Raw genomic sequence first — 17,241 nt, forward strand, 5'->3', positions numbered from 1 at the left:
ATATCACAGGAAATGAGCGCCAACATAGAACTGCGCCAGCTGCGCTATTTCGTCACCGTGGCCGAGGAGCTGCATTTCGGCCGCGCCGCGAAACGCCTGCACATGACCCAGCCCCCGCTGTCGCAGACCATCCTGGCGCTGGAGGACCTGCTGGGCGCCTCCCTGTTCGACCGCAACCGGCGCGGCGTGGCGCTCACTCCCGCCGGGGAGGCCCTGCTGCCGGAGGCGCGCCGCCTGCTGGCCCAGGCCCAGGAACTGTCCGGCGTGGTGAAGCGGGCCGCCACGGGCGCCTCCGGCCGCCTGTCGCTGGCTTTCGTGTCCTCGGCCGACTACAGCGTGCTGCCGCCTTCCCTGCGCGCCTACCGCGCCGTCTATCCCCATGTGCAGATCCAGCTGCAGGAGGCGACCTCGGACCTGCAGCTGGAAGAGCTGCTGCACGGGCGCATCGATGCGGGCCTGCTGATCCCGCCCCTGCCGGAAAAAGCCAAGGCGGAGCTGGATTACATGCCGGTGCTGAACGAGCCGCTGATTCTCGCCTCGCCCGCGAACCTGCCGGAGCTGCATGGGCAGCACATGGTGAGCCTGCGCACCCTGCCGCCGCTGCCGCTCATTATCTTCCCGCGCGCGATTTCGCCCGGCCTGTACGACGCGGTGCTGTCCGTGTTCCGCGCCGCGGGCATGACGCCCGTGATCGGGCAGGAGGCGATCCAGATGCAGACCATCGTGAGCCTGGTGTCGGCTGGCATGGGCATCGCACTTGTGCCACAATCGGTCTCGAATTTGCGCCGGCCCGGCGTAGAATACCGCCCGCTGGCGCAGTCCACGCCGCTGGTCGAGACCGGCCTGGCCTGGCGCCGCGACAATGCCTCGCCCGTGCTGCGCGGCTTCCTAGAATTGATGCGAAAGAGACTCTGAATGCTGATTCATCCAATGCCCGATCCGGTGGCGCTGCACATCGGTCCCGTGGCGATCCATTGGTATGGCCTGATGTATGTGCTGGCCTTCGCGCTGTTCATCGCCCTCGGCCGCGTGCGCGTGAAGCAGCCGCATATCGCGAAGCTGGGCTGGAAGAACCAGGACCTGGATGACATGCTCTTTTACGGCATGCTGGGCGTGGTGATCGGCGGCCGCATGGGCGAAGTGCTGTTCTACCGCCTGCCCTACTTCGCCGCCAACCCGCTGGAGATCTTCATGGTCTGGCACGGCGGCATGTCCTTCCACGGCGGCTTTATCGGCGTGCTGGTTGCGATGTGGTTCTGGTCGCGCCGCGCGGGCCGCAACCTGCTGGATGTCTACGACTTCATCGCTCCCATGGTGCCGCTTGGCTATGCCTGCGGGCGCTTCGGCAATTTCATCAACGCCGAACTGCCCGGCCGCGTGGCCGATCCTTCCCTGCCCTGGGCCATGCTGTGGCCGGACACGCACTATCCCATCGGCGTGAACGCCGTCTTCCTGGAAGGCCTGCGCCATCCCTCGCCCATCTACCAGATGCTGGTGGACGGCCTGCTGGTCTTCGCCATTCTCTGGCTGTTCGCGCGCAAGGAGCGTCCGCAGCTGGCGGTGGGCGCCATGTATACGCTGCTGTATGGCTGCGCGCGTTTCTTCACCGAGTATTTCCGCACGCCGGACTGGGAGATCCACGTGGCGGGCCTGCCCGTCACTTCCGGCCAGGTGCTGTCCCTGCCCATGATCGTGGCCGGGATCGCGATGCTGGTGTGGTCCTACCGCCGCAAGGTGTACGGAGCGAGCCCGGTGCGCGCCTAGCGCGGCGCCAGCCCCATATCCTCCAGGCGCATCAGGATCTCGCCCTTGCGTTCGCGCTTGATGTCCAGCCAGTGCCGGTCTTCGATGGCGCCGATCAACGCATACAGCGCATTCAGGCTGGTGCCCGGAACCGTCGCCTTCAGGCGCGCATAGACTTCGTAGGGATCAGACGCCAGCAGGGCCTCCACGGTGTGGATGCCCACTTGCGCCAGCATGCCTTCGCTGCGCGGCCCGAGCCCTTTCAGGCTGCTGAAAGGCCGCGTCATGCCGCCTTGCCGATCAGCTTCAGGATGAAGCGCCACTCTTCCGGTTCCACCGGCATCACCGACAGGCGGCTGCCCTTGGCCAGCAGCCGCATGTTCTCCAGTTCGGGATGGCTGCGCAGCTCCTTCAGCTCCACGTAGCGCCCTTTCTTCACGGCCTTCACGTCGATGCCCGTCCAGCGGGGCTGCTCGGGCGTGGCCTTGGGATCGTAATAAGGACTCTTGGGATCGAACTGCGAGGCATCCGGATACGGCGCGCTCACGATCTCCGCCACGCCCGCCACGCCGGGCACCGCGCAGCTGGAGTGGTAAAACAGCACCCCGTCCCCGACCTTCATCTGGTCGCGGATGAAGTTGCGCGCCTGGTAGTTGCGCACGCCGTACCACGAGGTGGTCTGGCGCGGCGAGGCCAGCACGTCGTCGAAACTGACATCGTCCGGCTCCGATTTCATCAGCCAATACTGCATTGCGGGCTCCCCAAAATGGCGGTTCAGTAGAAACGGCTATGATACTCCGCACTGTTGAGGAAGCCTCCAATCATGTCCACATGGCTCATGCCCGCCTGGCTCAAACCGGTCCAGTAGGCCAGCCCGGCCGCCTCCGGCGTGCGATCGAGCAGGTCGACATACAGCGCCGTCACGGCGTTGGCAGCATCGTGCAGGGCATGGAATTCCTGCGACTCGATCACGCCATGCACGATGTCCGCACGCGACTTCCCGGCCTGCAGCTGCGCCAGCCAGAAGTCGTATCCGGCCTGCTCCGGAGCACGGTTCAGGGCATTCCTGTACAGCTGCGACACGAAGGCGCCATCATCCACCAGACCGGTACTCTTGCCGAACCAGTCGGAGGAGAACAGCCGCTCGGCAATCTTCGAGGCGTCCATGCCATTGTGCAGGCTGGCATTCCAGCTGTCGAACGCCGCCTTCTCCGCAGGCTGGCCGAACACGGCGATGTACAGGCTTGGCAGGTCGCCCAGAATATCGAGCTGCTGGTCGATGATCTCCTTGGCGATTTGCGCCTCATTGGCGATGTGATTGTCCAGCTTCGATTGCAGCACGTCCTTCGTTTCCGCGCCGATTTCGCGGCCGAAAGTGTCGCGGTAGGCCTGCATCACGAACAGGTCGCCGCGCTCGAACACAAAGTTGTCGCGCTGGTCCACGCCTTTCCCCACGTTACCTTCCACGGCATTGGGAATACCATCCTTGTCGTGGTCCGTGCTCCAGCTGCCGGGGGCGCCGATCTCCGTGACACGCCCGTCCACCTTGCCGTCCGCGTCGAATTCGCCGCCGTCGGTGACCGCGAACTCGATGCGCGTCTTGCCCCCCGCGGTGACAATACTGCTGCTCACATCGACCCACTCCCCGTGACGGTTCTGCATCCAGTAGCCGTTCAGGACAATATCCGACGAGACATAGGTCGTCATCTTCAGGGTCTGCCCGGCCGCAATGCCGCTGATCGATGCCTCGACCTGGCCAACCGGTATCTTCAGGTCGATCGGCAGCGCGGCAGGAGACGCCAGCGTGCGCGCCGCGAGCTGGTCGAGCTTCAGGTCGTTGGTGAACGTGACATAGCTGGTAGGTTTGCCGCCATTGGCAACCCAGGGCAGCGAAGTCACATAGCCCTGTTCCGCGTCGCGGATGCCGTCGCCGTTGCCGTCGCCCAGCAAGCCGCTGCCCATCGCGGGCGCCCTGCTCTCGATGTCGCTGCTCACGCCATCGCGGTCGTCGCTCGCTGTGGGCACTGGTACTGGCACCACCCTGTCCGACACGTTGCTGTAGACCGTTTCGGCCGTTCCCCGTCCATCCGTATAGGCGATTTTGAGGCGAAGGAACTTGCCGAGGTCCGTGGCCAGCGGCGTATAGGAGGCAGCTGTTGCGGCAGGAATGGCCGCCCAGCCCGAGCTGCCGTCCGCCGAGGCTTCCCATACATAGGTAAATGCGCCGAGGCCTTCCGCATCGGTCAGGGTGTTCGATGCCGCCAGCACCTGGCCGACCATCGGGCTGCCCGCGATGCCGACGGCGCCACCCGGCAGGTCGTTCACTTCCGCCACCGTGATGGCGAAGTCTGTGCTGGCGATGGCGCCGCCCGCGCCATCGGACACGGTGAATTTGAACAGGTCCGCGCCGTAGTAGTTTGCGTATGGGGTGTAGCGCACTCCCATGCCCGGGGTAGCGTTCTCGATGTCCGCCTGGGTGAATGTCTGGCCCGCCGCGGTCAGGGCCACGCCATTCACGCTCAGGGTGCCGTGCGCCGGAAGCGTGCCGACGGTGTACACGCGCAGCGCTGCGCTTTGGTCGTCGTCATTCACGGACAATTCAGTGGGGGTGATGCGCACGGCTGCGTCTTCGGCAATCGACAGGCCAGTGTTGGCAACCAGCAGCGGCTTCGTGTTCACCAGCACTGGCGCCGTGGTATAGCTCTCCGCGTTGGACTCGCCATCCGTATAACTGGCTTTCACGCGCAGCTCATGGCCTGCATAGGCAGATGCCAGCGCCAGCGAGCTGCCGCTTCCGGCGGCATTCCACACTCCCAGGCTGTCCTTCACCTGCCACTCGTAGCTGACCGCGCCCACGCCTTCCGCGTCGGTCAGGCTGTGCGCCACCGTCAGCGTTTCGCCTTCGCTTACGGTGCCAGATATCGTGACTGTGCCACCCGGCAGGTCGTTCACCGAAGACACGGCGATGTTGAAGGTCTGGGCGCCAACCGTGCCGCCATCGCCATCGCTGACCGTGAAGGTGAAGCTGTCGGCGCCATGGTAGTTGCCCGTCGGCGTATAGCGCAGCCCCATGCCCGCCGTGGTGTTCTCGATGTCCGCCTGGGTGAAGGTCTGGGCGGTGCTGGTGATCTCCGCACCGTTGAGATAGAGCTTGCCGTGCGCAGGCAGGCTGCCCAGGGTGAATACACGCAGTGCGGCGCTTTGCTCGGGGTCGGCCGCTGCCAGTTCGGCAGGCGTAATCCGCACCGCTGTGCTGTCCTCGGTCACGGTGATGCCGTTGTTGGTCACCGTCGGCATCGTGTTGACCGTGTCCACTGCGCTGAGAACACTTTCGCTCTTGCTGCCGCCATCGGTGTAGATTGCCTTGAGGCGGATATCATGGCCCGCATGCGCGTGGTCGATCAGCAGCGTCGCACCCGTTCCCACTGCATTCCACACGCCCAGGCCGTCCTTCACCTGCCATTCGTAGCTGATGCCCGGCGCAGGAATGCCGTCATCGTCCGTGATGGTGTTGTGGGCCGCGAGCGTTTCGCCTTCGCTGACGGTGCCAGTAAAGGTCACCGTGCCGCCAGGCGCGTCATCGACGTTGCTGACCGCAATATTGAAGGTCTGCGTGGCAACCGTTCCGCCATCACCGTCGCTCACGCTGAAGCTGAAATTGTCGGCGCCGAAGTAGTTGCCCGTCGGCGTATAGCGCAGCCCCATGCCCGCCGTGGTGTTCTCGATGTCCGCCTGGGTGAAGGTCTGGGCGGTGCTGGTGATCTCCGCACCGTTGAGATAGAGCTTGCCGTGCGCAGGCAGGCTGCCCAGGGTGAATACACGCAGTGCGGCGCTTTGCTCGGGGTCGGCCGCTGCCAGTTCGGCAGGCGTAATCCGCACCGCTGTGCTGTCCTCGGTCACGGTGATGCCGTTGTTGGTCACCGTCGGCATCGTGTTGACCGTGTCCACTGCGCTGAGAACACTTTCGCTCTTGCTGCCGCCATCGGTGTAGATTGCCTTGAGGCGGATATCATGGCCCGCATGCGCGTGGTCGATCAGCAGCGTCGCACCCGTTCCCACTGCATTCCACACGCCCAGGCCGTCCTTCACCTGCCATTCGTAGCTGATGCCCGGCGCAGGAATGCCGTCATCGTCCGTGATGGTGTTGTGGGCCGTGAGCGTTTCGCCTTCGCTGGCGGTGCCAGTGAAGGTCACCGTGCCGCCAGGGGCATCGTCCACGTTGCTGACGGCGATATTGAAGGTCTGGCTGCCAACCGTGCCACCTGCGCCGTCGCTGACCGTGAAAGTGAAGCTGTCCGCTCCGAAGTAGTTCCCAGTCGGCGTGTAGCGCAGGCCCATGCCTGCCGTCGTGTTCTCGATGTCGGCCTGGGTGAAGGTCTGGGCAGTGCTGGTGATCTCCACGCCGTTGAGATACAGCTTGCCGTGCGTGGGCAGGCTGCCCAGGGTGAACAGGCGCAATGCAGCGCCCTGCTCGGCGTCGGCCGCCGCCAGTTCGGCGGGGGTGATGCGCACTGCCGTGCTGTCCTCGGTTACCGTGATGCCGTTATTGGTCACCGCCGGCTTGCTGTTGACTACCTGGACTGCGCTGTAGCTGACTTCGGCCTTGCCGCCGCCATCGGTGTAGCTGGCCTTCAGGCGCAGCTCGTGGTGTGCATAGGAAGGGTCGAGCAGCAGCGTGTTGGCGGCGCCCACGGCGTTCCACACGCCCAGGCCATCCTTCACCTGCCACTCGTAGGCGACGCCCGGCGCGGGCATGCCGTCCACGTCCGCCAGATTGTTGGCAGCGGTCAGGGTCTCGCCCTCGCTCACCGTGCCGGTGAAGCTCGTGCCGCCGGTATAGGCGTCGTCCAGGGCATTGATCGAAATGCTGAAGGTCTGGTGTTCCAGGATGGCGCCGTGCGGGTCCTTCACGCTGAACTTGAAGGAGTCGCCAAGGTTGGCGTCCGCATTCGGCCGATAGGTCAGCAGGTGCGCCGCGAGATCCGCCTTGGTGAAGGTCGCGCCAACGGCGAGGCTGAGCGTACCCTTGGCAGGGCCGGTCTCGATGGTGTAGACCAGGTCATCGGCCGAATCGTCCACGTCGGAGGAGACAAGCATCGCCGATGTGATTTCCGTTACGCCGTCGTCTTCATTCAGCGTGAGCCCGAGGTTCGTATCCACCGTCGGCGTGTCGTTCACCGCCGATACGGAAATGTCGAACTGGGTGCTGCCGATGGCGCCGCCCGCGCCGTCGCTGGCAGTGAAGAGGATGCGGTCGGCGCCGCTGTAGTTGCTATTCGCCTGGTAGCGCAGCCCCATGCCGGGCGCCGCGTTCTCGATGTCGGCCTGGGTGAAGGTGGCCGGTACGGCGCCGATCGGCGTGCCGTTCAGCGTCAGCGTGCCATGCAGCGGCAAGGCGGTGAGCGTGAAGACGCGCGCCGCGGCGCCCTGCTCCGGGTCCGCCAGCGCCAGCTCGGACGGCGTGATGCGGATGCTGGTGTCCTCGTTGACGGTGAGCCCCGCATTGGTGAGCGTGGGAATGGTGTTGACCACCGCGCCCGCAGTCGTCACGGTCTCGGCATGGCCGGTGCCGTCGACGTAGCTGGCCTGCAGGCGGACGGAATGGCCGGCATAGGCATGGTCGAGCAGAAGGGTAGTGCTCGTGCCGACCGTGTTCCATACGCCCAGGCCGTCCTGCACCTGCCAGGCGTAGCCGATACCGGGGGCTGCGATATTGTCGCCATCCGTAATCGTATTGCTGGCGGTAAGAGTCTCGCCTTCGCTGACGGTGCCCGAATAGCTCAACGTACCGCCGGGAGCGTCGTCCACATTGTTGACGTTGATGCTGAAGGTCGTGCTGCCGATGCTGCCGCCCGAGCCGTCGCTGACGGTAAAGGTGAACCCATCGCTCCCGTGGTAGTTGAGCGCAGGCGTGTAGCGCACGCCCATGCCCGGCGCGCCGTTCTCGATGTCAGCCTGGGTGAACGCCACGCCGGTGCCCGTGATGGCAACACCGTTGACGGTCAGCGTACCATGCAGCGGCAAGGCGGTGAGCGAGTAAACCAGGCGCGCCTTGGGCTGCTCGACGTCCGATACGGCCAGTTCGCCCGCCGTGATGCGGATCTCGGTTTCCTCCGTGGCAGTGAGCCCGTTGTTGGCGGCCAGCGTCGGCGGCGTATTCGGAATGACCTGGTTGGTGGAATTGCTGTACGAAACCTCGGTGTGCCCCTGGCCGTCGGTATAGGTGACCACCGCGCGCAGGTACTTGTTCGCCTCCGGAATACCGAGCAGATATGAGTCCGACGTCGCGCCGCCGATCGTTGTCCAGCCGCTGGTGCCGTTGTCCGAAATCTCCCACTGGTAGCTGAGCGGCGTGGCCGCGCTGAAGCCGTCGATGTCGGCAATGTCGCCGCGCGTGGCATGGATCGTGTCGCCCTGCACCGCCACCAGGGTGACCGCGGCGTCGCCCGTGTGCGTGTCGTTGACCTTGCTGATCGTGATGCTGAAAGTCTGGTCGTCGTTGTGCGACCACACGCCGTCGAACACATTGAACTTGAAGGAGTCCGTGCCGTTATAGTTCGCGTCCGGCGTGTAGGTCAGCTTGCCCTGGTCGATATCGTCCTGGGTGAAAATGGTTCCGGCCACAGGCGGCGATGTGGTGTTCAGGACGATGCTGCCGCCATTGAACTGAAGCACGCCATGCGTGGGCATCTGCCTGATCACGTACTTGATCTGGGAGGAGGTGTAGCCGTATTCCCTGCTGCTCAGGTAATTCTCGTCCAGCGTCACGGTCACCGGCGTGCTGGTACTGCTGCTGCTGCCGTCCTCGTTCATCGTGATGGACGTGTGGTCCATGAAGATCTGCTGGTGGCTCACGTACCACACGTTCGCCGCGGACGGGGTCTCGGCGTTGCCCGAGCTGTCCGTGTAGCTCACGTACAGCTTCATCGTCCAGCCTTCCATGGAAGGATCGAGGAAGACCGATTTGAACGCGTCGCCCGTCCCGGACAGCGCAGGCTGCAGGGTCTCCGCCGATGTGCTGGTGTTGACCCTGTACCACTGGTACAGAACGTTCGCGGGGTTGAAGCCGTTCGAGTCGCTGATCACCGCCGTCAGCGTCTGTCCCACCTGCTGCAGGCCAGTCAGGGAAAGCGAGCCGTTCACCGCCAGCACGCCGCGGAAACCGGCAAAGACCAGCGGGGTGGTGGCAAGGCTGCCCTGCATCTGATCCAGCTCCCAGCTGCCGCCAAGGCGGGCTTCGCCCACCAGGCGCGAGGACGCCGCCACGTTGGCGCCCACCACGCGCGAAAGACTCGCGGTAAAGGCCTGGCCCTGGGGACCGCGCGCCACTTCGCAGGCATACAGCAGCAGGTCGCCGCCGCGCAGCGCCGTGGCAATCATGTCGAGTGCGGCCGTATAGCTGTGCAGGTTCCCGGTACACAGCCAGTCGCTGCCAAGCTTGAGCAGGCCCTGCTCCCCGTGGCAGAACAGATGGATGCTTCTCAGGCGAGGAAAACTGGCAAGCTCGCGGGCGATGGCGGTGAGCGCATCGCGACGATGGTCGATGGCGACGGGCCAGATATGCGGCGGCAGATTCTCGAGAATGTCTTCGGCAAACTCGATATCCGTCAGTACGAATGCAACTTCCTGTGCGACGTTCAGCGTTCTGGACATAACTCCCTTTTCCCCCGGCGCCGGATCACGGCCCCATTGGTCCGGCATTTCACGACGGGAATGGGCTGCAAGCGCTGCCGCGGAAACGGTAATTTCCAATGCGGTCGCGCGCCGCCGAGAAGCACGGCGGCATGTTGGCGTTCACCGTCGCTGCCTTGTAATTAACTACTAGGTGGCAGAAGACTTGGAACCAAGAAAGCAGGAGTTATAGTTTTGAGTTGCTGCGGGGGATTATAGTGAGCAAAGCTTGCTGGCAAGAGAAGATATCTTTCCTTTTCCCATCAAATGTTGCTTTTTAGCCTCGGAAATTAACCACAATAAATTAATGTCCCGGGACTTGGGACGAAAAAAAAGCTGCACCGGATGGTGCAGCTTTTTTGGTAGAGGGCCCCGCCTGTGCCGCTATGCCGGCATCCCGAACCTGACGGCTCAAGGTGGTTGCAGTTAGTCCAACTTCGGGTTCATCGGACAAGCGACGCTCACGCCCGTCGAACAAATTTCCGCAACCGATGCATGTAAATGGTTCAAGGAATATATGACAATCGCGAACACTGCAGGGTGACACGGAGTTTACTCCTCTCGCCGCCTCGGCGAAAGGCTTTTTCGCATCAGAACAGATTTTCTTGTGGCGTCAGTGCGCTGTCGAGCACCTTGTGCATGGCGCCGATCTTCTGCTGCACTTCCAGCAGCGACATGTCCGACAGGGGACCGGCCGGCGATTTTGCGGTCAGGAATTCGGCAGCCATGCTGAGGGCCGCCATCACGGCGATACGGTCATTGCCCTTCACCTTGCCGCTCTCGCGGATGCCGCTCATTTTCTTATCCAGCAGCAGCGCCGCTTCCTTCAGGGCGCGGTCTTCGCCTTCCTTGCAGGCCAGCCGGTAGGGCTGGTCCATGATGGTCACGTCGACATGGATCATTGCGCATCCTCTTTTTCAGGCGCGGCTTCTTCAGCCGGCGCAGGAATTTTTTCCAGCAGCGCCGTCACGCGTTCGTACGCTTCCGTCAGCCGGCGCTGGTAGCCCATGTTGTCGGCAACTAAAGCAGCATTAGCCTGGCGCAACTGGGCGTTCTCGCGGCGCAGGGACTGCGTCAGCTCGGCCAGCTGGGCGATCTTGTCGGAGAGTTCTTGGAAATCTGAAATCATTTCGCCACTATAGGGCCGCACGAAAGGGCGGTCAACCGCTTTCAGTCCGGCCTACTGCAGATACGCGCTCTCGCGCAGGATCTGTTCCGGGTCGCGGTAGGTGAGCAGGGTTTTCACCGCCGCCTTCTTGTCCGCGCTCCTGTTGTAATAGGCCTGGGCGATGCGGAAGCCCATGAAGTAGCCCAGGTCCGCCGGGCGGTCGCCTTCCATGCTGCCCGCGCCGAACCAGCGCTTGCGCTCATTGCGCTTCACGTCCTCCGCGAAAGCCTGCTTCAGCGCCGCTTCGTGCTTGTAGCCGTAGGCGTAGGTGACTTCGTTGAAGTTCCCGTTCGAGATGAGCGATGCCAGGAAGTCCGCCGTGCCCTCTTTCAGCGCCCCTGCCAGCAGGGTGTTTTCCGGCACCTGCTGCTGGGTGTGCATCAGTTCATGGATGGTGATGTTGGGGATCAGCGCGGCGGTCTTGGTGCCATTGCGCAGCCAGGGCGAGAGTTCGTCGATGGGGACGGAATCGTCCCGGCTGAACATTTCGGCGCCCATGATGAGGCCATCGGAACTCGCCGTACCGCCGGAGGACAGGGCGCCGATGACGAAGTAGATGTCGCCGAAGGTGGCATCGTCGTACAGGGCCTTGAACTTGTGCAGCGAGGCGCGGATCTCGCCCTCCATCTCCTTCACGCGCAGCGTATTGGCGCGGATCGCCTTGTAGTAGCGGGCGTGCTTCTGCGTGACGGCATGCAGGGAGGCGCCGCTGCGGATGCGCATGTTGATGAAGCTGTGCAGGCCGGGGCTGCCCGGTTCCAGATAGTCGGTGTCGTACAGCGCGCCGGGATCGGCGGCCTGCGCGGCGCGGTCGTAGACGGACCAGAAGCGGTCGATATCGCTGGTGACAATGCGTGCGCGGTCCGGGTCCGAGCGCAGCGCGCGGTAGGCGGCGTCGTTGGCCGATATTTTTTCGAGCACGGCGGCCCAGCGCGCGTCGCCATGCAGGGGGAGCAGGTCGCTGTCGTTCTCCACCATCAGGCGGCCGCGCATGCCTGCCGCGGCGGCGCGTTCGGCCATTGCGAGCGCTTCCTCGCGCTTGCCCTCCAGCGCCAGCGCGCACGCTGCGTCGTAGATCACGGAAGGATGGCCCGCGCCCTGGTCCATGGCCTGGCGGAAGGATGCCGCCGCGGCGGCATACTCCTTCTTCCCGATATGGGCGCGCGCGTCCGCGATGAGCTGCTGCGTGGTGGCGGCTGCCGCGCTTCCGGCGAAGGAGGCGGCGAGCATGAATGCGGTGATGAATGGCTTGATCGTCATGGCGTACCGTTTGCACAGAATTGATTGAATCCCGCCTCCGAGGCAAGGCGGGCGTACCACGCTTCCACGGCGGGCAGCGCGGCGTGTTCGATGGGCGTCATTTTCCAGCGGTTGGTGGAGAGCCCGAGCACGATGTCCGCCAGCGAGAAGCTGGAACCGGCGGCGTAGGCGCCCGTCTTTTCGAGCTGGCTTTCCAGGATGCGCATTTTCGCGTTCCAGGCCGCGGCGCTGGCTTCGATGCCTGCCGCGTCGGCGAACTGCGGGCTTCCGCGCACCAGCCCCATGAAGGCGTGCCGCCAGGCGGGATTGAGCTCCGTGGCCTGCCAGTCCATCCATTGCTCCACCATCGCGCGGCGGGCCGGTTCGGCAGGCAGCAGCGCTCCCTTGCCGTAGGCGCCCGCCAGGTAGCGGCAGATCGTGTTCGATTCGTACAGCACGAGCGCGCCGTCGCGCAGCACGGGCACCATGGCGTTGGGGTTCAGGGCCAGGAATTCGGGAACATTGGTATCGCGGTGGCCGCTGCCCCACTCCTCCTCCAGTTCGTACGGCAGGCCGAGGGCCTCCAGCGTCCACAGGACTTTGCGCACATTGATGGAGCTGCGCTTCCCCAGCAGGCTGATGTTTGTGTTTTCCATAGGTAACAAGTTATCAGATTGGCACTCTTGCGTCATCTTCTTTGTCAGGAACGCGGCTTACCTGCGACTCAAAGGGGATGGCGGCACCCCGGCGCCATCGTTTCACGCTGTTCCTCAGTTTTCACGCCGGCCCCGGGCCGGCGTCTTTTTGCTCGTCCGCAAACTTCCCGACTTGAAATCGCATGTGGTCGTCCCTATAATTGTTGGCACTCGTTAGTACCGAGTGCTAACAATGTTGAGCAGTCTTGCATAAATAGCATTAACCCCACTGAATATAAAAGGAGTTTTGTATGAACCTTCGCCCTTTGCACGATCGCGTCATCGTCAAACGTCTGGACCAGGAAACCAAAACTGCGTCCGGCCTGATCATTCCTGATGCAGCGGCCGAGAAGCCGGATCAGGGTGAAGTGCTGGCTGTAGGCAACGGCAAAGTGACCGACAGCGGCGCCCTGCGCGCGCTGGAAGTGAAAGTGGGTGACCGCGTTCTGTTCGGCAAATACTCCGGCCAGGCCGTCAAAGTCGACGGCGAAGAGCTGCTGGTGATGCGCGAAGAAGACATCATGGCCATCGTTAACAAGTAATCGGCCCTTTTAAAGAATTCAGGAGAATACAAACATGGCAGCTAAAGAAGTTATTTTCGGCGACGCAGCGCGCGCCAAGATGGTTGAAGGCGTCAACATCCTCGCCAACGCCGTTAAAGTCACCCTGGGCCCGAAAGGCCGCAACGTCGTGCTGGAGCGCTCCTTCGGCGCCCCTACCGTCACCAAGGACGGCGTGTCGGTCGCCAAAGAGATCGAACTCAAAGACAAGCTCATGAACATGGGCGCGCAGATGGTGAAGGAAGTCGCTTCCAAGACCAGCGACAACGCCGGTGACGGCACCACCACCGCGACCGTGCTGGCACAAGCCATCGTTCGCGAAGGCATGAAGTTCGTGGCCGCCGGCATGAACCCGATGGACCTGAAGCGCGGCATCGACAAGGCCGTGGCAGCGACCGTCGAAGAACTGAAGAAGATCGCCAAGCCCTGCACCACCTCCAAGGAAATCGCCCAGGTTGGCGCGATCTCCGCCAACTCCGATTCCTCGATCGGCGAGCGTATCGCTGAAGCGATGGAAAAAGTGGGCAAGGAAGGCGTCATCACCGTGGAAGACGGCAAGTCCCTGAACGACGAGCTGGATATCGTGGAAGGCATGCAGTTCGACCGCGGCTACCTGTCCCCGTACTTCATCAACAACCAGGACAAGCAAGTTGCCGTGCTGGAGAACCCGTTCGTTCTGCTGTGCGACAAGAAGATCTCCAACATCCGCGACCTGCTGCCCGTGCTGGAGCAAGTGGCCAAGGCTGGCCGTCCGCTGCTGATCATCGCCGAAGACATCGAAGGCGAAGCGCTGGCCACCCTGGTGGTGAACAACATCCGCGGCATCCTGAAGACCTGCGCAGTGAAGGCTCCTGGCTTCGGCGACCGCCGCAAGGCCATGCTGGAAGACATCGCCATCCTGACCGGCGGCCAGGTGGTGGCTGAAGAAGTCGGCCTGACCCTGGAAAAGATCTCGCTGGCAGAACTGGGCCAGGCGAAGCGCATCGAAGTGGGCAAGGAAAACACCATCGTCATCGACGGCGCTGGCGAAGCCTCCAACATCGAAGCGCGCGTCAAGCAGATCCGCGTGCAGATCGAAGAAGCGACCTCGGACTATGACCGTGAGAAGCTGCAGGAGCGCGTGGCCAAGCTGGCTGGCGGCGTTGCAGTGATCAAGGTTGGCGCAGCCACCGAAGTCGAAATGAAAGAGAAGAAGGCCCGCGTGGAAGACGCGCTGCACGCAACCCGTGCCGCCGTTGAAGAAGGCATCGTCCCAGGCGGCGGCGTGGCCCTGCTGCGCGCCCGCGCTGCACTGAGCCTGAAAGGCGACAACCCCGACCAGGAAGCCGGTATCAAGATCGTTCTGCGCGCGATGGAAGAGCCGCTGCGCATGATCGTTCAGAACGCAGGCGAGGAATCGTCCGTGGTCGTGAACGCCGTGCTGGCTGGCAAAGGCAACTACGGCTACAACGCTGCCAACGGCACCTACGGCGACATGGTCGAAATGGGCGTGCTGGATCCAGCCAAGGTGACCCGTTCGGCCCTGCAGAACGCAGCGTCGATCGCTGGCCTGATGCTGACCACCGACTGCATGGTGGCTGAAGTTGTGGAAGACAAGCCAGCCGGCGGTATGGGTGGCATGGGTGGCATGGGCGGCATGGGTGGCATGGACGGCATGATGTAATAGCCGCCAGACCTCACCGTCTGAACAGGGCCGCTTCTTTGGAAGCGGCCTTTTTTATTGCCTTGAGGATTGCGTGCGCCACCGCCGGCGGCGGGCTTCTATCATCTTGCCCTGACGGGAGGGCGCCATGGCGAAGACGGTCGGGGATTTTCTTTTGGAGCGGCTGCATGCCTGGGGCGTGCAGCGTGTGTTCGCCTATCCGGGCGATGGCATCAACGGCATCATGGGCGCCTTCGAGCGGCAGGACAAGATCGCCTTCATCCAGGCCCGCCATGAGGAGATGACAGCCTTCATGGCTACAGCGCACGCCAAGTTCACCGGCGAGGTGGGCGTCTGCCTTGCCACCTCCGGCCCCGGCGCCATCCACCTGCTCAACGGTTTGTACGACGCGAAGCTGGACCATCAGCCCGTGGTGGCCATCGTGGGCCAGCAGAAGCGGCTCTCCCTCGGCAGCGACTACCAGCAGGAAGTGGACCTGCTCTCGCTGTTCAAGGACGTGGCCCACGAATACGTGCAGATGGCGACGGATGCGGCGCAGGTGCGCCATCTCATCGACCGCGCCTTCCGCATCGCGAAGGAGCAGCGCACCGTCACCTGCATCATCCTCCCCAACGACGTGCAGGACCTGGACGCGGTGGCCGAACCGCCGCGCGAGCACGGTTCCGTGCACTCGGGGATCGGCGCCCTGGAACGCAGCCATGTGCCGCCCGCCCAGGCCTTGCAGCAGGCCGCGCGCATCCTCAACGAGGGCAGGAAGGTGGCGATACTCGCCGGAGCAGGCGCGCTGCACGCCACCGACGAACTGCTGCAGGTGGCCGACCTGCTGGGCGCGGGCATTGCGAAAGCCCTGCTGGGAAAGGCCGCCGTGCCGGACGACCTGCCTTTCGTGACAGGCTCCATCGGCCTGCTCGGCACGAAGCCCAGCCACGACATGATGAACGGCTGCGACACGCTTCTCATGGTCGGCTCCAACTTCCCCTACGGCGAATTCCTGCCGAAGGAAGGCAAGGCGCGTGGCGTGCAGATCGATATCGACGGCCGGCGCGCCAGCCTGCGCTACCCCATGGAGTTCAACCTGATCGGCGATGCGCGCGACACCCTGCGCGCGCTGATCCCGCTCCTCGAACGCAAGACGGACCGCAGCTGGCAGGACGGCATCGCCGAAAACGTGGCGCGCTGGTGGCGCGTGCTCGAAGCGCGGGCAATGAACGATGCGGACCCCATCAATCCCCAGCGCGTGTTCTGGGAGCTCTCCCCTCGCCTGCCGGACAACTGCATCGTCACCGGCGATTCCGGCTCCTCCACCAACTGGATGGCGCGCGACCTGAAAATCCGGCGCGGCATGATGTGCACCGTTTCCGGCGGGCTGGCCACGATGGGCTGCGCCGTGCCCTATGCCATCGCCGCCAAGTTCGCGCTGCCCGAACGCCACGCCATCGCGCTGGTGGGCGACGGGGCCATGCAGATGAACGGCCTGAATGAGCTCATCACCATTGCGCGCTACTGGCAGGGCTGGGGCAACGGCAAGCTGACCATCATGGTGCTGAAGAACGGGGACCTGAACCTCGTCACCTGGGAACAGCGCGCCATGGGCGGCGATCCGCGCTATGCCCCATCGCAGACCGTGCCGGACTTCCCCTACGCCGCCTACGCCGAGCTGCTTGGCCTGAAGGGCATCAAGGTCGAGCGCCCCGAGGACGTGGGCCCGGCGTGGGATGCCGCCCTGGCCAGCGACCGCCCCTGCGTGATCGAGATGGTGACCGATCCCAAGGTGCCGCCGCTGCCGCCGGACGTCACGCTGAAGCAGGCGCGCAGCTACTTCACGGCGCTGCTCAAAGGCGACAAGGACGCGCTCTCCATCGTCAAGGCAGGCATCAAGGAGACATGGGATTCCTGGTTCCCGCCCAAGCCTCCCTGATGCATCAGGCCATTGGAAATATTGATGCAGCAACAACTTTGGTTTAGTATGTCCGCTCCATCGATCTCCAAGGCCTGCCGCGATGTCATCCCGCTCTCCCCTTCGATTTCCCGCCATCGCCGGCAGCGTGGCGGGCCTGCTGGCCGCCGGGCTGGCTGTCTGGTATCTCTATCCCCAGCCCGAGAAGGCCGTGCCGCAGCGCAGCGCGCCCCAGGCCACGGCGCCTTCGCCCGTGCAGCCGCCCGCGCCTTCGGTGCTGAGCCGCGAGCAGGCGACCGAACGCCTCATGGCGCTGCCCGAGCTGAAAGCCTGGTCCGCCCTGATCGAGAAGAATTCCGGCGGCAAGGTGCACGGCGCCCTGATCGAATACGACCCCGAACCGCGCGCCGTGAAAGGCAAGGACTTCTACCAGTTCAGCTTTATCGAGAACCGTCCCGAAGCCGCCGTGCGCTGGGAGAACTTCCTGGTCTCGACCACCGATGGCGAGATCCTCGTCGAAGACGCGGTCACCGACGAACTGCAATCGCTCGACCAGTGGCGCGATACCAAAAAACCCATGTCGCGCCGCAGCGCGCAATAAGGAA

Annotated in this window: 13 protein-coding genes and 1 other RNA gene; 6 read left to right on the forward strand and 8 right to left on the reverse strand. The window is 63.8% G+C overall.

The window, feature by feature from the left end:
* Window positions 1-12: 12 nt before the first annotated feature.
* Together LSQ66_RS16340 and lgt are read left to right on the forward strand one after the other, a co-directional pair.
* Window positions 13-915, forward strand: coding sequence for a LysR family transcriptional regulator (locus LSQ66_RS16340; protein WP_231766249.1), 903 nt, complete (start codon window positions 13-15; stop codon window positions 913-915).
* Window positions 916-1,764, forward strand: coding sequence for a prolipoprotein diacylglyceryl transferase (lgt, locus tag LSQ66_RS16345; RefSeq protein ID WP_231766250.1), 849 nt, complete (start codon window positions 916-918; stop codon window positions 1,762-1,764).
* Here the strand turns inward: lgt and LSQ66_RS16350 are convergent.
* The 8 genes from LSQ66_RS16350 to LSQ66_RS16385 form a co-directional block, all read right to left on the reverse strand.
* Window positions 1,761-2,030 (reverse strand): TfoX/Sxy family DNA transformation protein, encoded by a 270-nt coding sequence (locus LSQ66_RS16350; protein WP_231766251.1) that lies wholly within the window; start codon window positions 2,028-2,030, stop codon window positions 1,761-1,763. The genes lgt and LSQ66_RS16350 overlap by 4 nt on opposite strands.
* Window positions 2,027-2,494, reverse strand: coding sequence for an EVE domain-containing protein (locus LSQ66_RS16355; protein ID WP_231766252.1), 468 nt, complete (start codon window positions 2,492-2,494; stop codon window positions 2,027-2,029). Before LSQ66_RS16355 ends, LSQ66_RS16350 begins: the two co-directional genes overlap by 4 nt.
* Before the next feature lie 23 nt (window positions 2,495-2,517).
* Window positions 2,518-9,396, reverse strand: coding sequence for a cadherin-like domain-containing protein (locus tag LSQ66_RS16360; RefSeq protein ID WP_231766253.1), 6,879 nt, complete (start codon window positions 9,394-9,396; stop codon window positions 2,518-2,520).
* A gap of 383 nt (window positions 9,397-9,779) precedes the next feature.
* Window positions 9,780-9,959, reverse strand: a non-coding RNA gene (gene ssrS, locus LSQ66_RS16365) — 6S RNA.
* 45 nt (window positions 9,960-10,004) lie between these two features.
* Window positions 10,005-10,316, reverse strand: coding sequence for a cell division protein ZapA (locus LSQ66_RS16370; RefSeq protein WP_231766254.1), 312 nt, complete (start codon window positions 10,314-10,316; stop codon window positions 10,005-10,007).
* A complete protein-coding gene (locus LSQ66_RS16375; RefSeq protein WP_231766255.1) occupies window positions 10,313-10,543 on the reverse strand; it encodes a hypothetical protein in 231 nt (76 codons plus the stop codon). Before LSQ66_RS16375 ends, LSQ66_RS16370 begins: the two co-directional genes overlap by 4 nt.
* Window positions 10,544-10,594: 51 nt before the next feature.
* On the reverse strand, window positions 10,595-11,842 hold the full coding sequence (locus tag LSQ66_RS16380) for a gliding motility protein GldB-related protein (RefSeq protein ID WP_231766256.1): 1,248 nt from the start codon (window positions 11,840-11,842) through the stop codon (window positions 10,595-10,597).
* The gene (locus LSQ66_RS16385) at window positions 11,839-12,477 is read right to left on the reverse strand and encodes a glutathione S-transferase family protein (RefSeq protein ID WP_231766257.1); all 639 of its coding nucleotides are present in this window, start codon (window positions 12,475-12,477) and stop codon (window positions 11,839-11,841) included. Before LSQ66_RS16385 ends, LSQ66_RS16380 begins: the two co-directional genes overlap by 4 nt.
* 290 nt (window positions 12,478-12,767) lie before the next feature.
* On the opposite strand from LSQ66_RS16385, the gene groES reads away from it, so the two are divergent.
* The 4 genes from groES to LSQ66_RS16405 all read left to right on the forward strand — a co-directional run bounded on the left by groES (window position 12,768) and on the right by LSQ66_RS16405 (window position 17,237).
* The gene (groES, locus tag LSQ66_RS16390; RefSeq protein ID WP_231766258.1) at window positions 12,768-13,058 is read left to right on the forward strand and encodes a co-chaperone GroES; all 291 of its coding nucleotides are present in this window, start codon (window positions 12,768-12,770) and stop codon (window positions 13,056-13,058) included.
* Window positions 13,059-13,092: 34 nt separating this feature from the next.
* Window positions 13,093-14,739 carry a chaperonin GroEL gene (gene groL / locus LSQ66_RS16395; RefSeq protein ID WP_231766259.1) on the forward strand — a complete coding sequence of 549 codons (1,647 nt, stop codon included), beginning with the start codon at window positions 13,093-13,095 and terminating at the stop codon, window positions 14,737-14,739.
* A gap of 127 nt (window positions 14,740-14,866) precedes the next feature.
* Window positions 14,867-16,657 (forward strand): thiamine pyrophosphate-requiring protein, encoded by a 1,791-nt coding sequence (locus LSQ66_RS16400; protein ID WP_231766260.1) that lies wholly within the window; start codon window positions 14,867-14,869, stop codon window positions 16,655-16,657.
* An 82-nt stretch (window positions 16,658-16,739) separates the two neighbouring features.
* Window positions 16,740-17,237: a hypothetical protein gene (locus LSQ66_RS16405; RefSeq protein WP_231766261.1), complete on the forward strand. Its 498-nt coding sequence runs from the start codon at window positions 16,740-16,742 to the stop codon at window positions 17,235-17,237.
* Window positions 17,238-17,241: the final 4 nt, after the last annotated feature.

Source organism: Massilia endophytica, from assembly GCF_021165955.1.
Lineage (GTDB): Bacteria > Pseudomonadota > Gammaproteobacteria > Burkholderiales > Burkholderiaceae_D > Rugamonas > Rugamonas endophytica.

Excerpts from the sequence above, each read along its gene's own strand:
- LSQ66_RS16380 (WP_231766256.1), bottom strand. The coding sequence starts at position 11,842 with ATGACGATCAAGCCATTCATCACCGCATTCATGCTCGCCGCCTCCTTC.
- LSQ66_RS16350 (WP_231766251.1), bottom strand. The coding sequence starts at position 2,030 with ATGACGCGGCCTTTCAGCAGCCTGAAAGGGCTCGGGCCGCGCAGCGAA.
- LSQ66_RS16400 (WP_231766260.1), top strand. The coding sequence starts at position 14,867 with ATGGCGAAGACGGTCGGGGATTTTCTTTTGGAGCGGCTGCATGCCTGG.
- groES (WP_231766258.1), top strand. The coding sequence starts at position 12,768 with ATGAACCTTCGCCCTTTGCACGATCGCGTCATCGTCAAACGTCTGGAC.
- LSQ66_RS16405 (WP_231766261.1), top strand. The coding sequence starts at position 16,740 with ATGTCATCCCGCTCTCCCCTTCGATTTCCCGCCATCGCCGGCAGCGTG.
- LSQ66_RS16375 (WP_231766255.1), bottom strand. The coding sequence starts at position 10,543 with ATGATTTCAGATTTCCAAGAACTCTCCGACAAGATCGCCCAGCTGGCC.
- LSQ66_RS16385 (WP_231766257.1), bottom strand. The coding sequence starts at position 12,477 with ATGGAAAACACAAACATCAGCCTGCTGGGGAAGCGCAGCTCCATCAAT.
- LSQ66_RS16370 (WP_231766254.1), bottom strand. The coding sequence starts at position 10,316 with ATGATCCATGTCGACGTGACCATCATGGACCAGCCCTACCGGCTGGCC.
- groL (WP_231766259.1), top strand. The coding sequence starts at position 13,093 with ATGGCAGCTAAAGAAGTTATTTTCGGCGACGCAGCGCGCGCCAAGATG.
- LSQ66_RS16360 (WP_231766253.1), bottom strand. The coding sequence starts at position 9,396 with ATGTCCAGAACGCTGAACGTCGCACAGGAAGTTGCATTCGTACTGACG.
- LSQ66_RS16340 (WP_231766249.1), top strand. The coding sequence starts at position 13 with ATGAGCGCCAACATAGAACTGCGCCAGCTGCGCTATTTCGTCACCGTG.
- LSQ66_RS16355 (WP_231766252.1), bottom strand. The coding sequence starts at position 2,494 with ATGCAGTATTGGCTGATGAAATCGGAGCCGGACGATGTCAGTTTCGAC.
- lgt (WP_231766250.1), top strand. The coding sequence starts at position 916 with ATGCTGATTCATCCAATGCCCGATCCGGTGGCGCTGCACATCGGTCCC.